Raw genomic sequence first — 13,991 nt, forward strand, 5'->3', positions numbered from 1 at the left:
CCCGCCGGCGACGGCCTACGCGCCGATGACGCCCGCGCCCAGCAGGCCGAAGAGCAGGGTGCCGATCACGAGCCGGTAGACGATGAACGCGTTGAACGAGTGCTTGGCCACGAACTTCAGCAGCCAGGCGATCGACCCGTACGCGACGACGAAGGACACGACCGTCCCGACGATCAGCGGCGCGGTGTCCACCCCGGCGCCGAGCGCGTCCTTCAGCTCGTACAGGCCGGCGCCGGTCAGCGCGGGGATGCCCAGGAAGAAGGACAGGCGCGTCGCGGCGACCCGGTCCAGGTCGAGGATGAGCGCGGTGGACATCGTCGCGCCGGAGCGGGAGAAGCCGGGGAAGAGCAGGGCGAGGATCTGCGAGGAGCCGACGAGCATCGCGTCCTTGAACGTGGTGTCGTCCTCGCCGCGCTTGTGGCGGCCCATCTGGTCGGCCGCCCACATCACGCCGCTGCCGACGATCAGCGATCCCGCGACCACCCACAGTGAGGCCAGCGGCCCCTCGATGAGCGGCTTGGCCGCCAGGCCGACGACGACGATCGGGATCGTCGCGAAGATCACCCACCAGCCGAACTTGTAGTCGTGGTGGTACCGCTCCTCGCGGTTGGCGATGCCGGTGAACCACGCCTTGCAGATCCGGACGATGTCCTTGAAGAAGTAGACCAGCACGGCCGCGATCGCGCCCGACTGGATGACCGCGGAGAAGGCGACGACGGCCTTGTCGTCCACCGGGATGCCCATCAGGCCTTCGGTGATCTTCAGGTGGCCGGTGGACGAGATCGGGAGGAACTCGGTGACCCCCTCCACGACGCCGAGCACAGCTGCCTGACCGATACTGATGGCGCTCATGGGACCCATCTCTGCGGAGTACGTGGCGTGCCCGGGCCTGCACCGGCCGGAGCCCTACGGAGTGTAAGAGAAGTCCCGCGCCCCCCGCGAACCAGGTCCGCCCCGATCGCACGCCCCGAAGGCCTTTTTCGGCGGGCGGCGGCCTCGCGAACAGGGGGGACGCGCCCGAGCGCGGTCCGCCGTCATGTCGCGCATGTCACATCATCGGGTAAAAGGCACATAAGGCGCATCGGTGGCGCCGTCGCGGTGCGGCCGCGCAGTGCGCTCCGGCTCCCGGCGGCGAGGGAGGCCGGTCGTACCGCCCGCCTCTCCCATCCCCGGCCCCTCCGTGCCCGGATGGACGGGGGTGCCCCCAAGTCCCCCATGGTGCAAGGACGGTGTGACGCAGGGCTCGAACAGGCCCGGGTGTGGGCAATACTGGCGGCCGCATGCCTGCGTAGGAGCCTTTCATGTCGATGATCAGCAATCTCCGCAAAGCCGTCCGCCTCACCCACATACGCCAACGGCGTGTGGACCTCAGCCACCCGGCGCGTTCCCCGCTGGGCAGCTCGGTGGTGAACTGCGTGGTCTACAGGGACGGACTGCGGCAGGACGACTGCGCCGCGTACGAGGCGATCGCCCGGGTCCGCAAGTCCGGCCGGGGCTTCGTGTGGATCGGGCTCCACGAGCCGACGGAGGCGGAGTTCGCCGGAGTCGCCGAGCTGTTCGGACTCCACCCGCTCGCCGTCGAGGACGCCGTCCACGCCCAGCAGCGGCCCAAGCTGGAGCAGTACGGCGACACCCTGTTCACCGTCCTCAAGACCGCCCGTTACGTCGAGCACGACAAGCTCACCGCCACCAGCGAGGTCGTGGAGACCGGCGACATCATGGTCTTCACCGGCGCCGACTTCGTCATCACGGTGCGCCACGGCGGCCACGGCTCCCTCGGCCCGCTCCGGGAGGGCCTGGAGACCGTCCCCGACCAGCTCTCCAAGGGGCCGGCCGCCGTCCTGCACGCGATAACCGACCATGTCGTCGACCAGTACCTCGCCGTCACCTCCGCGGTCCATGAGGACATCGAGCAGGTCGAGACGGACGTCTTCTCCGACCACCACGGCCGCGGCACCGACGCCGGCCGGATCTACCAGCTCAAGCGGGAACTGCTGGAGCTCAAGCGGGCCGTGGCCCCGCTCGGCCGCCCTCTGGAGCGGCTCGCCGAGGTCCCGCTGCCCGGCATCGAGGCCGACCTGCGGACCTACTTCCGCGACGCCGCCGACCACCTCGCCCGCGCCACCGAGCAGGTCAACTCCTTCGACGAACTGCTCAACTCGATCCTCCAGGCCAACATCGCGCAGGTGACCATGGCCCAGAACGAGGACATGCGCAAGATCAGCGCCTGGGTCGCCATCCTCGCCGTCCCCACCATGATCTGCGGCCTGTACGGCATGAACTTCGACCACATGCCGGAACTGCGCTGGACGTACGGCTATCCGCTCGCCGTGGGCGTGATGGCCGTCGCCTGCTTCGTCATCCACCGCGGATTCCGGCGCAACGGCTGGTTGTGAGCAGTGCTGTGTGACATATTACCGGCGTGAGCAAGCCGACGAGCTGCGATGTCGTGGTCGTCGGCGCCGGGATGGTGGGCGCGGCCTGCGCCCTCCACGCCGCGGCGGCCGGGCTCCGCACCGTCCTGGTGGACCGCGGACCGGTGGCCGGCGGCACCACCGGGGCCGGCGAGGGCAATCTGCTGGTGTCCGACAAGGAACCGGGTCCGGAGCTCGGACTCGCCCTGCTCTCCGCCCGGTTGTGGCAGGGGTTGACGGAGCGTCACAAACTGGGCGCGACCGCCGAGTACGAGGCCAAGGGCGGGCTCGTCGTGGCCTCCGGCGAGGAGGGCCTGCGGGCGCTGCTGGACTTCGCCGCCGCCCAGCGGCGCAGCGGCGTCGAGGCGGTGCCTGTACCGGCGGACGGGCTGCACGAGCTCGAACCCCGTCTGGCGGAGGGCCTCGCCGGCGGCGTCCACTACCCCCAGGACGCCCAGGTGCAGCCCGCGCTCGCGGCCGCCCGCCTCGTCCGCGCCGCCCGCGACCTGGGCGCCGAGGCGCGGTTCGGCACCACGGTGACGGCGGTGCTCCGCACGCCGGACGGCGCCGTGCGCGGGGTCCGCACCGACCGCGGCGACATCCACGCCCCGGCCGTCGTCAACGCCGCGGGCACCTGGGGCGGCGAGGTGGCCGCGCTCGCCGGAGTGCGGCTGCCCGTACTGCCGCGGCGCGGCTTCGTCCTGGTCACCGAGCCCCTCCCGGCGCGCACCGTCCGGCACAAGGTCTACGCGGCGGACTACGTCGCCGACGTCGCCAGCGACTCCGCGGACCTGCAGACCTCCGCCGTCGTCGAGGCCACGGCGGCGGGTCCCGTCCTCATCGGCGCCAGCCGTGAACGCGTCGGCTTCGACCGCACCTTCTCCCTGCCCGTCGTACGCCGTCTCGCCGCCCAGGCCCTCGCCCTCTTCCCGGTGCTCCGGGACGTCGCGACGCTGCGCGCGTACACCGGCTTCCGGCCCTACCTGCCGGACCACCTTCCCGCCATCGGCCCGGACCCCCGTGCCCCCGGGCTCCACCACGCCTGCGGCCACGAGGGCGCCGGCATCGGACTCGCCCCGGCGACCGGCCACTTGATCGCCCAGTGCCTCACCGGGGTCCGCCCCGACCTCGACCTCACCCCCTTCCGCCCCGACCGCTTCACCGCCGAGGAGGCCACCCCGTGAGCCGCCGCAGCCCCCTGCGCCTGGCCCGCGCCGCACCGGGCCCGGGCTTCACCTTCAGCTTCGACGGGCGCGACATCCCCGCGCACCCGGGCCAGTCCGTCGCCGCCGCCCTCTGGTCGGCCGGCGTCCTGTCCTGGCGCACCACCCGCGTCGACGGCGCCCCCCGCGGGGTCTTCTGCGGCATCGGCGTCTGCTTCGACTGCCTCGTCACGGTCAACGGCCGCCCGGGGCAGCGCGCCTGTGTCACCGCCGCGCACCCCGGCGACGTCGTCACCCCGCAGGCCGGCACGGGAGAGCTGCCGTGACCGCCCCCGGCGGGGCGGCGGCGCGGGCGGCGGTACGGCGGCACGTCGCGGCTGGGACGGGCGCGGGGAGTTGCCCGCCCCGGGGGCTTGGCCGACCAGCAGGTGCGTGCGGAGGAGTCGCCGTCCACGGCCGCGCCGGCCGTCCGGGACCCGTTCGGCCGGGGCACCGGATCGGGTGCGGGGGACGGCCGGGGCATGGCCGCGTCCCCTGGTGTGGTCCGCGGTGGGCGTCGCGCATCGGGCCCGCGGGGGAGGCGGGCACGAGCGGGGAAGGGCACGGGCCGGCCGTCGTGGGTGCCGGTCCGGCGGGGATCGCGGCCGCGCTGGACGCCGCGGACGCGGGCCTGCGCGTCGCACTGGTGGACGCCGTGCCGCAGGCGGGCGGGCGGTTCGGCCGGCAGCCCGCGTTGCCGGGCCTGCCGGGGTGCCGTCGCTGGAGGCGGATGTGACCGGGGAGAGGTACGGGCTGGCCGTCGTGGGTGCCGGTCCGGCGGGGATCGCGGCCGCGCTGGAGGCCGGGGACGCGGGCCTGCGCGTCGCACTGGTGGACGCCGCGCCCCAGGCGGGCGGGCAGTTCTACCGGCAGCCCGCACCGGGCCTGCGGGCACGCAGGCCTGGGGCCCTGCACCACGCGTGGGGTACCTGGCGGAGGCTGCGCGGGCGCCTCGAGGCCCATATCGAGGCGGGCCGCGTCACGCACCTCCCGGGGTGCCAGGTCTGGTGCCTGGAGCCGGGGTTCACCCTGCACACGCTGGAGGCCGGCGCGATCGGCGCGGACGGCGTGGTCCTGGCGACCGGGGGATACGAGAAGGTGCTGCCGTTCCCCGGCTGGACGCTGCCCGGGGTTGTCACGGCGGGCGGCGCGCAGGCGATGCTCAAGGGCGGTCTGGTGCTCCCCGGCCGTACGGTCGTCGTCGCCGGGACGGGGCCGCTGCTGCTGCCGGTCGCGGCGGGCCTCGCGGCGGCCGGGGCGCGCGTCGCGGCGCTCGCCGAGGCCGCCGACCCGCGCGACCTGCTGCGGCACGCCACCGCCGTACCCCTCGGCAAGGCCGTGGAGGGCGCCGTGTACGCCGCCCGCCTGGCCCGGCACGGGATCCGCGTGCGCTGGCGGCACACGGTCGTCGCCGCCCACGGCGTGGACCGCGTCGAGGCGGTCACCCTGGCCGGGCCCGACGGCGCACGGCGCCGTGTCGCCTGCGACGCCCTCGCCGTCGGCCACGGACTGCTGCCGCACACCGACCTCGCCGGCTCCTTCGAGGTGGACGCGGAACAGCGCACCCCCACCCCCGGCGTCTGGGCCGCCGGCGAGGTCACCGGCGTCGGCGGCGCCGAACTCGCCCTCGCCGAGGGGGAGATCGCCGGACGATCCGCCGCCGCCCGGCTGCGCGGCCGGGAGCCCGACCCCGCGGCGTGGGCGACCGCCGCCCGCCGCCGCGAGCGGCTGCGGCGGTTCGCCGCCGTGCTCGACGCCGTCTACCGCCTGCCCGGCGACTGGGCGGAGTCCGCCGTCACCGACGACACCGTGGTGTGCCGCTGCGAGGAGGTGCCCGCCTCCGCCGTCCGCGAGGCCGTCCGCGACCTCGGCGCTGGCGACCTGCGCACCGTCAAGCTGCTCACCCGCGCCGGGATGGGCTGGTGCCAGGGCCGTGTCTGCGGCCCCGGCGTCGCCGCCGTCGCCGGATGCCCCTTCACCGACCCCGGGCGGCCCCTCGCCCGGCCCGTGCCGCTCGGCCTGCTGGCCGGCCAGGCAGACGAAGAGGAAGAGAGGGAACAGCCATGAACAGCACCCCCGACCGTCCGTGGCGCGGCGTGCTCGTCGCCACCGCCCTGCCGCTGCGCGCCGAGGACATGTCCGTCGACTACGAGGCCTACGCCGCCCATTGCGCCTGGCTGGTGGCGAACGGCTGCGACGGCGTCGTGCCCAACGGCTCGCTCGGCGAGTACCAGGTCCTGACCCCCGCCGAGCGCGCGCGGGTCGTGGAGACGGCCGTCGCCGCGATCGGCGGCGAGCGCGTCGTACCGGGCGTCGCCGCGTACGGCTCCGGCGAGGCGCGCCGCTGGGCCGAGCACGCCGCCGACGCCGGATGCTCGGCCGTGATGCTGCTGCCGCCCAACGCCTACCGCGCGGACGAGCGTTCCGTGCACGCCCACTACGCCGAGGTCGCACGGGCCGGGCTGCCGGTCGTCGCGTACAACAACCCCTACGACACCAAGGTCGACCTGACCCCGCGCCTGCTCGCGGAACTGCACGAGGCGGGCCACATCAAGGCCGTGAAGGAGTTCAGCGGCGACGTGCGCCGCGCCTGGGAGCTGGCCGAGCTCGCCCCGGAACTCGACCTGGTGATCGGCGCGGACGACGTGCTGCTCGAACTGGCCGCCGCGGGCGCCAAGGGCTGGGTCGCGGGCTACCCCAACGCCCTGCCCCGGGCGTGCGGCGAGCTCTTCCGCGCCGCGGTCGCCGGGGACACCGGGACCGCGCTGCCGCTCTACCGGTCGCTGCACCCGCTGCTGCGCTGGGACTCCAGGACGGAGTTCGTCCAGGCCATCAAGCTGTCGATGGACCTCGCCGGACGGTACGGGGGCCCCTGCCGCCCGCCGCGCGTGCCGCTGCTTCCGGAGCAGGAGAAGGACGTCCGGGCCGCCACCGAGGCCGCGATCGCCGCCGGCCTGGCGTAGCCACCCGGGCCGCGGCTCCCGGGCCGCGGCCCCGGCACCCCACCCACGAGGAGGACACACCCCCATGCGCAGCAAACTCGTCCTGCACGCGGTGGACTCCCACACCGAGGGCATGCCCACCCGCGTCGTCACCGGCGGCATCGGCACCGTCCCCGGCGCCACCATGAACGAACGCCGCCTCCACTTCCGCGACCACCTCGACCACATCCGGCACCTGCTCATGGACGAACCGCGCGGCCACGCCGCGATGAGCGGGGCGATCCTGCAGCCGCCCACCCGCCCGGACGCCGACTACGGCGTGATCTACATCGAGGTCTCCGGCTACCTGCCGATGTGCGGGCACGGCACGATCGGCGTGGCGACCGTCCTCGTCGAGACCGGCATGGTGCCGGTGACCGAGCCCGTCACCACGGTCCGCCTGGACACCCCGGCCGGCCTGGTCGTGGCGGAGGTCGCCGTCAGCGACGGCGCGGCGACCGCCGTGACCCTGCGCAACGTCCCCTCGTTCAGCGTCGCGCTGGACCGCAAGGCCGTCCTCGCCGACGGCCGCACCGTCACCTACGACCTCGCCTACGGCGGCAACTTCTACGCGATCCTGCCCCTGGACTCCTTCGGCCTGCCCTTCGACCGGTCCCGCAAGGACGACATCCTCGCCGCCGGCCTCGCGCTGATGGACGCCATCAACGCCGAGGGGCCGCCCGTCCACCCGGAGGACCCCACCATCCGCGGCTGCAAGCACGTCCAGTTGCTGGCGCCCGGCTCCACGGCGGTCCGCTCGCGGCACGCCATGGCCATCCACCCCGGCTGGTTCGACCGCTCGCCCTGCGGCACCGGCACGAGCGCGCGCATGGCGCAGCTGCACGCCCGCGGCGAACTGCCCCTGCGGCAGGACTTCGTGAACGAGTCCTTCATCGGCACGCACTTCACCGGGCGGCTCACCGGCACCACCGAGGTGGCCGGCCTGCCCGCCGTGCTGCCGTCCGTCACGGGCCGCGCCTGGATCACCGGCACGGCCCAGTACCTGCTGGACCCGTCGGACCCGTTCCCCGCCGGATTCGTCCTCTAGCACCCCGGACACCGATACTGGTCGCATACATGCCACGTCGCCGAGGAGGAGCCACCGCATGGCAGCGCACGACGGGCCCGCCCTGCCCGCCCTCGGCGGGCAGCGCACCGGCAGTTACCGCGAGCTCGTCGCGGACGCCCTGCGCGCGGCGCTGGTCGCGGGGGAGCTCCGCCCCGGTGAGGTGCACTCGGTGCCCGCGCTGGCGGGCCGCTTCGGCATCTCCGCCACGCCCGTCCGCGAGGCGCTGCTGGACCTGGCCAAGGAGGGGCTGCTCGACCCGGTGCCCAACAAGGGCTTCCGGGTGACCGCGGTCTCCGACCGGCAGCTCGACGAGTACACCCACATCCGCTCCCTCATCGAGATCCCGACCGTCACCGGCCTCGCCTCCACCGCCGACGCCACGGCGCTGGAGGCGCTGCGCCCGGCCGCCGAGGAGATCGTCACCGCCGCCGCGGCCGGCGACCTCATCGCCTACGTGGAGGCCGACCGCCGGTTCCACCTCGGCCTGCTCGCGCTCGCCGGCAACGAGCACCTGGTCGAGGTCGTCGGCGACCTGCGCAAGCGCTCCCGGCTGTACGGCCTCACGGCCCTCGCCGAGCGCGGCCTGCTCCGGGCCTCCGCGGAGGAGCACCTGGAACTGCTGGACGTCCTCCTGGCCCGCGACGGCGCCGCCGTACAGGCCGTCATGACCCGTCATCTCGGACACGTCAGGGGCCTGTGGGCGCGCTGACCGGCGGAGGCGGCCCGGGGCCGTTCTTCGCCGTACGCACCGGGCCGGGGGAGCCGCGGGCGGAGGGGTTCGTGCCGCTGGCGGAGGTGTACGCCGGGCGGCCGTCGCCCGCGCTCACCGGACGGGTGGCGGAGGTCGGGCGGCGGCTCGGCACACCGGAGCGGCGCGTCGCCGCCTCGCTGGCCCAGCAGGGGCTGGCCGCGCGGCTGTGGTCCGTCGCGCTCGGCCCGGCGGCGCTGACCGGCCGTATGCCCGACCTGTCCGGCGGACGCCTGTGGTGGCACCCCGGCCGGTCCACCCCGGACGAGCTGTGGCTGCCGGACGACGCCCCGCAGGTGCCCGCCGGCCGGCTGCGCGAGGACGTGCTCCTGGGCCACCTGGTGCCCCTCTGCGAGTCCGTGCACGCGGTGTCGGGCGTCGCGCCCGGACTGCTGTGGGGCAACGCCGCCTCGGCCCTCGCCGGCACCCTGAGGGTGCTGCGCTCCTGGTGCCTGGGGGAGGGCGCCCGGCCCGGCGCGGCGGCCCGTGCCGTCGCGCTGACGGAGGAGCTGATGGCGGACCCCCTGCTGCGCGACGCCGGCGACCTCCGCCGCACCGGACCGGGCGCACCCGCCTACGTCCGCCGCAGTTGCTGCCTGTACTACCGCGTGCCCGGCGGCGGACTGTGCGGGGACTGCGCGCTGCGCTGAGGGCCGGCCGGCCGTCGGCGGACGCCCCGTCGAAATCCCGGTGACCAGGAACTATCCATGTGGGCATAGAAGTTGATGATGTGGAAAGCTGTCGTCAGCGGTGCCGGGTCAGGGCCCGGCCGGCCGCCGAGAGGAGCGCAGCGTGATGGAGAACGGCTTCCGCGCCGAGGAGATCGACACCGGCAGGCCGCACCCCGCGCGGATCTACGACTACCTGCTGGGCGGCAAGGACAACTACGAGGTCGACCGCAAGGCCGCCGACGCCCTCGCCGTCGCGGCGCCCGAGGTGAGGATCGGCGTCCGCGCCAACCGGGCCTTCATGCGCCGCGCCGTCCGGCACGTGGTCGCGAGCGGCGTCCGCCAGGTCCTCGACATCGGCACCGGCCTGCCCACCTCCCCCAACGTGCACGAGATCGCCCAAGAGGTGTCGGCCGACGTCCGCATCGCGTACGTCGACAACGACCCGATCGTGAACACCCACGCCAACGCCCTGCTCAGCCGCTCGGCCGCCACCAGCGTGGTGCTCGCCGACCTGCGCGACCCCCGGGCCGTCCTGGACCACCCCGAGGTCCGGCGGGTCATCGACTTCGACGAACCGGTCGCCCTGCTCCTCGTCGCCGTCCTCCACTTCCTCACCGACGCGGAGAAGCCCGCGGAGGTGGTCGCCACCCTGCGCGACGCGCTGCCGAAGGGCAGCTACGTGGTGCTCTCGCACGCCACCGGCGACTTCGCCGACCGCAGCGACGCCCAGGCCGTCTACAACAACGCCACCGCGACCCTGAACCTGCGCTCCCGTTCCGAGGTCGAGCGGCTCTTCGACGGCTTCGAGCTGGAGGAGCCGGGCCTCGTCCAGGTCCCCTTCTGGCGCCCCGAGGCCCCCGTCCCGCCGCGCTCCGGAGAGATCGGCTTCTACGGCGGCGTCGCCCGCCGCGGCTAGCGGGACCCGCCCGTTCTTCAGGCGGGCCGGTCCAGCCGGGCCTTGAGGACCCGCGCTCTGGCCCGCTGGACCGCCCCCGCCTGGGAGGCGGCGAAGCGCAGCAGGCCGGGCGGCGTACGCAGGCGCAGGGTGTCGGTGACGATGCTGCCGGCGCCGTCGCGCTCGATGGCGAAGCGGTAGCCCATGCGGACCCGGGCCGGGCTGCGGACCTCGCCGGAGATCTCGGCGGAGTGCGGCAGCCGGTCCGGGACGGCGACGAGCGTCACGCCGATGACGTTGTCGTGCCGCAGCAGGCCCAGGAACCGGAACCGCTCCACGGCCGTGTAGTGCACGCTCCCGCCGCTGAGGTGCACATCGCGCACGTCGACGAGGAGCGGCGACAGCCCGATGTAGTGCGTCGGCTCGGCCAGGTGCGCGTAGACCTCCTCCGGGGGCGCGGCCACCCGGAAGGTGTGCTCCAGTTCGGTGGACGGCATCGCGGACCCCTCCTCGGCACGGCACCCGGCACGGGGATCCTCCCACCGCGGCGCGCGCCGCACACCGGCTTCCGGGACGGGAAAGCCGTCGGCCGGCTCTCCTGGAGGAGGAGAGCCGGCCGACGGGTGGCGCACGGTCCGGGCGGGCGGTTCCCCGCTCCGGCCCGGGGCCGCATCAGATGTCGAAGTAGAGCTCGAACTCGTGCGGGTGCGGCCGCAGCGCGATCGGGGCGATCTCGTTGACCCGCTTGTAGTCGATCCACGTCTCGATCAGGTCGGAGGTGAAGACCCCGCCCTGGAGGAGGAACTCGTGGTCGTCCTCGAGGGACTCCAGGACCGCCGAGAGCGAGGTCGGGACCTGCGGGACGCCCGCGTGCTCCTCGGGGGCGAGCTCGTAGAGGTCCTTGTCGACGGGCTCGGCCGGCTCGATCTTGTTCTTGATGCCGTCGAGGCCCGCGAGCAGCAGCGCCGAGAACGCCAGGTACGGGTTGCCGGAGGAGTCCGGGGCGCGGAACTCGATGCGCTTGGCCTTGGGGTTCGCACCCGTGATCGGGATGCGGATGGCCGCGGAGCGGTTGCGCTGCGAGTAGACCAGGTTGACCGGGGCCTCGAAGCCGGGGACCAGGCGGTGGTAGGAGTTCACCGTGGGGTTGGTGAAGGCCAGCAGCGCCGGGGCGTGCTTGAGGATGCCGCCGATGTAGTAGCGGGCGGTGTCGGACAGGCCCGCGTAGCCCTGCTCGTCGTAGAACAGCGGGGCGCCGTTGGTCCACAGCGACTGGTGGACGTGCATGCCGGAGCCGTTGTCACCGAAGATCGGCTTGGGCATGAAGGTCGCGGTCTTGCCGGCACGCCAGGCGACGTTCTTCACGATGTACTTGAAGAGCATCAGGTCGTCGGCCGCGGCGAGCAGCGTGTTGAACTTGTAGTTGATCTCGGCCTGGCCGGCGGTGCCCACCTCGTGGTGCTGGCGCTCGACCTGGAGGCCGGACTTCATCAGCTCGAGGGTGATCTCGGCGCGCAGGTCGGCGAAGTGGTCGACCGGCGGGACCGGGAAGTAGCCGCCCTTGTACTTGACCTTGTAACCGCGGTTGTCCTGCTCCGCACCGCTGTTCCAGGCGCCGGCCTCGGAGTCGATGTGGTAGAAGGACTGGTTCGCGCTGGTCTCGAAGCGGACGCTGTCGAAGACGTAGAACTCCGCCTCGGGGCCGAAGTACGCGGTGTCGGCGATGCCGGAGGAGGCGAGGTAGGCCTCGGCCTTCTTCGCCACGTTCCGCGGGTCACGGCTGTACTGCTCGCCGGTGATCGGGTCGTGGATGAAGAAGTTGACGTTGAGCGTGGAGTCCCGGCGGAACGGGTCCAGCTTGGCCGTGGAGAGGTCCGGCACCAGAGCCATGTCGGACTCGTGGATGGCCTGGAAGCCGCGGATCGAGGACCCGTCGAACATCAGCTGCTCGTCGGGGTCGAAGGACTCGACCGGGACCGTGAAGTGCTGCATCACACCGGGCAGGTCGCAGAACCGGACGTCCACGAACTTGACGTCGTTGTCCGAGATGAACTTCTTCACCTCGTCGGCGTTTTGGAACGACATCCAACTCCTCCTTGGCCCGGCCCGGGAGGCCGGATTGCAGCTCATGGGTGCGACCAGTGCGGTGGCGCACGTTGGTGCCGACCATAGAGATCGGGCATTTCCCTCTCGTGACCCATTTGTTTCTTGCAGGTTAACCGAGCCGCCGCACGGGTGCCGGGTCGGACGCGGGCGCCCCGGGGCGGGGGGTTACCGTGGAGCCGTGGACAACAGGGATGTCATCGGATCGTGGATCGAGGGCCCGAAGGCCGCCGCGGAGCGGATGGGTGTCGACTTCGGCTACCGCGGGCAGCGCCTCGGGCTGCCGCAGGACGGCCCCGGCTCGATCGCCCCGGTCGGGCGGCGCATCGCGGCCCTCTTCATCGACTGGGGCCTGTGCGCGCTGATCGCCTACGGGCTGATCGCGCACCGTGACGCGGCCGCGGCCAATCCGTGGACCACCGTGGTCTTCGGCCTCATGAGCGTGCTGCTGCTGGGCACCATCGGCACCACTCCCGGCAAGCGCCTGCTGCGGCTGCGGGTGGTGAAGGAGGACGGCGGGCCGCTCGGGCTCGGCGCGGCGGTGCTGCGGACGCTGCTGCTCCTGCTGGTCGTCCCGGCGGTGGTCTGGGACCGCGACACCCGCGGCATGCACGACCGGGCCGTGAAGGCGGTCCAGATCCGGATGTGACCGCGGAGCGCACGACGCGAAGTGCCCCGGACGAGTCGACTCGTCCGGGGCACTTCGCGTTCCGTTTCGTATGCGATCAGCGGCCCTTCGGCATCCGCATGCCCTTGGGGAGCGGACCCTTCGGCACCGGCATGTTGCTCATCAGGTCGCCGAGCGCCCGGAGCCGGTCGTTGACCTCGGTGACCTTCGGGCCGGGCAGGACCCGCGGCAGCTTCAGCAGGGTGGTGCGGATCTTCTTCAGCGGCACCTGGCCCTCGTCGTTGCCCACGATGAGGTCGGTGACCGGGACGTCCACGACGATGCGCGCCATCTTCTTCTTCTCGGAGGCCAGCAGGCCCTTCAACCGGTTCGGGTTGCCCTCGCCGACCAGGACGATGCCGGCCTTGCCGACCGCGCGGTGCACGACGTCCTGGCTGCGGGTCATCGCCACCGCGGGCGTCACCGACCAGCCGCGGCCGACGTTGTCCAGCACCGCCGCCGCTGCGCCGGGCTGCCCGTCCAGCTGGCCGAAGGCGGCCTTCTCGGCACGCCGTCCGAAGATGATCGCCATCGCCAGCAGGGCCAGAAGGAAGCCCAGGATGCCCGCGTAGATGGGGTGACCGATCAAGAAGCCGATGGCGAGGATGACACCGAAGGTGACGATTCCCACAGCCGCAAGGACGAGACCGACCTTGGAGTCGACCCGCCTGGTCATCTTGTAGGTCTGGGCGATCTGCTTGAGGCGCCCAGGGTTGCTCTCGGATGTATCCCTCGCCATGCCGCACAGGATACGTGGCCCGCGCGGCCCCGGCCCCACCGGAGGGGGTCCGCCTTTTCCGGCGGCCCCGCCGGGGCCCTAGAGGACGTCGCCGTGCGAGGCCCGGGAGGAGACCAGGGCGTCCATCACGTGCTGGGCGTCGCGGCGGTCCTTGGCGCGCTTGCGGTCCTCCAGGACGGCGGACCAGGCGTTGCGGCGCGCCGTCTCCTCGGCGCCGCGGAACAGGAGGTACTCCACGGCGCGCAGCGCGCCGGCGGCGGCGCCGGGGATGGTGCTCTGGCGGTGGAGGTGTGCGGCCTGCATGGTGGTGTCCCCCTCAGGACGGCTCAGACGCGGTGGGATGGTCCGCTTATCCAGAGTCACCACATTGTGTTACCAGTCCGTGACCGGTCGGTCAAACCGTCGTGAAGCCCTGGCGGTGCCTTCGCGCCGTTCCCTGCCGAGGTGCCGCACGTCAGGGACGCGTCAGGGGCCCCCGGGGGGACCCCTGACGTGACGAACC

At 73.3% G+C, this 13,991-nt stretch carries 16 protein-coding genes; 11 read left to right on the forward strand and 5 right to left on the reverse strand.

The window, feature by feature from the left end; all coding sequences use genetic code 11:
- Positions 1-15: 15 nt before the first annotated feature.
- Positions 16-852, reverse strand: coding sequence for an undecaprenyl-diphosphate phosphatase (locus tag CHF15_RS01920; protein ID WP_026250604.1), 837 nt, complete (start codon positions 850-852; stop codon positions 16-18).
- 449 nt (positions 853-1,301) lie between these two features.
- Here CHF15_RS01920 and CHF15_RS01925 point away from each other — a divergent pair, with 449 nt between their 5' ends.
- The 10 genes from CHF15_RS01925 to CHF15_RS01965 all read left to right on the forward strand — a co-directional run bounded on the left by CHF15_RS01925 (position 1,302) and on the right by CHF15_RS01965 (position 10,001).
- Entirely contained in the window at positions 1,302-2,396 is a 1,095-nt protein-coding gene (locus CHF15_RS01925) for a magnesium and cobalt transport protein CorA (RefSeq protein ID WP_179279616.1), read from the forward strand.
- A 26-nt stretch (positions 2,397-2,422) separates the two neighbouring features.
- Positions 2,423-3,598, forward strand: coding sequence for an NAD(P)/FAD-dependent oxidoreductase (locus CHF15_RS01930; protein WP_089221805.1), 1,176 nt, complete (start codon positions 2,423-2,425; stop codon positions 3,596-3,598).
- Entirely contained in the window at positions 3,595-3,903 is a 309-nt protein-coding gene (locus tag CHF15_RS01935; RefSeq protein WP_089221806.1) for a (2Fe-2S)-binding protein, read from the forward strand. The genes CHF15_RS01930 and CHF15_RS01935 overlap by 4 nt, the downstream gene beginning before the upstream one ends.
- A 290-nt stretch (positions 3,904-4,193) precedes the next feature.
- Positions 4,194-4,352: an FAD-dependent oxidoreductase gene (locus tag CHF15_RS43775; protein WP_245938622.1), complete on the forward strand. Its 159-nt coding sequence runs from the start codon at positions 4,194-4,196 to the stop codon at positions 4,350-4,352.
- Positions 4,349-5,683, forward strand: coding sequence for an NAD(P)/FAD-dependent oxidoreductase (locus tag CHF15_RS01940; protein ID WP_089221807.1), 1,335 nt, complete (start codon positions 4,349-4,351; stop codon positions 5,681-5,683). The genes CHF15_RS43775 and CHF15_RS01940 overlap by 4 nt, the downstream gene beginning before the upstream one ends.
- Complete coding sequence (locus CHF15_RS01945; RefSeq protein ID WP_089221808.1) at positions 5,680-6,579, forward strand: dihydrodipicolinate synthase family protein; 900 nt, start codon at positions 5,680-5,682, stop codon at positions 6,577-6,579. The genes CHF15_RS01940 and CHF15_RS01945 overlap by 4 nt, the downstream gene beginning before the upstream one ends.
- A gap of 64 nt (positions 6,580-6,643) precedes the next feature.
- Positions 6,644-7,645 (forward strand): proline racemase family protein, encoded by a 1,002-nt coding sequence (locus CHF15_RS01950; RefSeq protein WP_089221809.1) that lies wholly within the window; start codon positions 6,644-6,646, stop codon positions 7,643-7,645.
- A 58-nt stretch (positions 7,646-7,703) separates the two neighbouring features.
- Positions 7,704-8,375: a GntR family transcriptional regulator gene (locus CHF15_RS01955; protein ID WP_089221810.1), complete on the forward strand. Its 672-nt coding sequence runs from the start codon at positions 7,704-7,706 to the stop codon at positions 8,373-8,375.
- A complete protein-coding gene (locus CHF15_RS01960; protein WP_089221811.1) occupies positions 8,363-9,064 on the forward strand; it encodes a (2Fe-2S)-binding protein in 702 nt (233 codons plus the stop codon). The genes CHF15_RS01955 and CHF15_RS01960 overlap by 13 nt, the downstream gene beginning before the upstream one ends.
- Before the next feature lie 145 nt (positions 9,065-9,209).
- The gene (locus CHF15_RS01965; protein WP_375821399.1) at positions 9,210-10,001 is read left to right on the forward strand and encodes an SAM-dependent methyltransferase; all 792 of its coding nucleotides are present in this window, start codon (positions 9,210-9,212) and stop codon (positions 9,999-10,001) included.
- Positions 10,002-10,018: 17 nt separating this feature from the next.
- Here the strand turns inward: CHF15_RS01965 and CHF15_RS01970 are convergent, their stop codons facing one another.
- Together CHF15_RS01970 and glnA are read right to left on the reverse strand one after the other, a co-directional pair.
- The gene (locus tag CHF15_RS01970; protein ID WP_089221813.1) at positions 10,019-10,477 is read right to left on the reverse strand and encodes an SRPBCC family protein; all 459 of its coding nucleotides are present in this window, start codon (positions 10,475-10,477) and stop codon (positions 10,019-10,021) included.
- 175 nt (positions 10,478-10,652) lie between these two features.
- The gene (gene glnA / locus CHF15_RS01975) at positions 10,653-12,065 is read right to left on the reverse strand and encodes a type I glutamate--ammonia ligase (RefSeq protein ID WP_089221814.1); all 1,413 of its coding nucleotides are present in this window, start codon (positions 12,063-12,065) and stop codon (positions 10,653-10,655) included.
- Positions 12,066-12,264: 199 nt separating this feature from the next.
- Between glnA and CHF15_RS01980 the strand changes: the two genes are divergently transcribed.
- On the forward strand, positions 12,265-12,732 hold the full coding sequence (locus CHF15_RS01980) for an RDD family protein (protein WP_089221815.1): 468 nt from the start codon (positions 12,265-12,267) through the stop codon (positions 12,730-12,732).
- Between the two features lie 76 nt (positions 12,733-12,808).
- On the opposite strand, the gene CHF15_RS01985 is transcribed toward CHF15_RS01980, so the two are convergent.
- Both CHF15_RS01985 and CHF15_RS01990 read right to left on the reverse strand, forming a co-directional pair.
- Entirely contained in the window at positions 12,809-13,489 is a 681-nt protein-coding gene (locus tag CHF15_RS01985; protein WP_089221816.1) for a DUF4191 domain-containing protein, read from the reverse strand.
- Positions 13,490-13,567: 78 nt separating this feature from the next.
- Positions 13,568-13,792, reverse strand: a complete 225-nt coding sequence (locus CHF15_RS01990) for an SCO2195 family GlnR-regulated protein (RefSeq protein WP_089221817.1) — start codon at positions 13,790-13,792, stop codon at positions 13,568-13,570.
- Positions 13,793-13,991 lie beyond the last annotated feature (199 nt).

The sequence above is a fragment of the Actinacidiphila glaucinigra genome (assembly GCF_900188405.1).
Lineage (GTDB): Bacteria > Actinomycetota > Actinomycetes > Streptomycetales > Streptomycetaceae > Actinacidiphila > Actinacidiphila glaucinigra.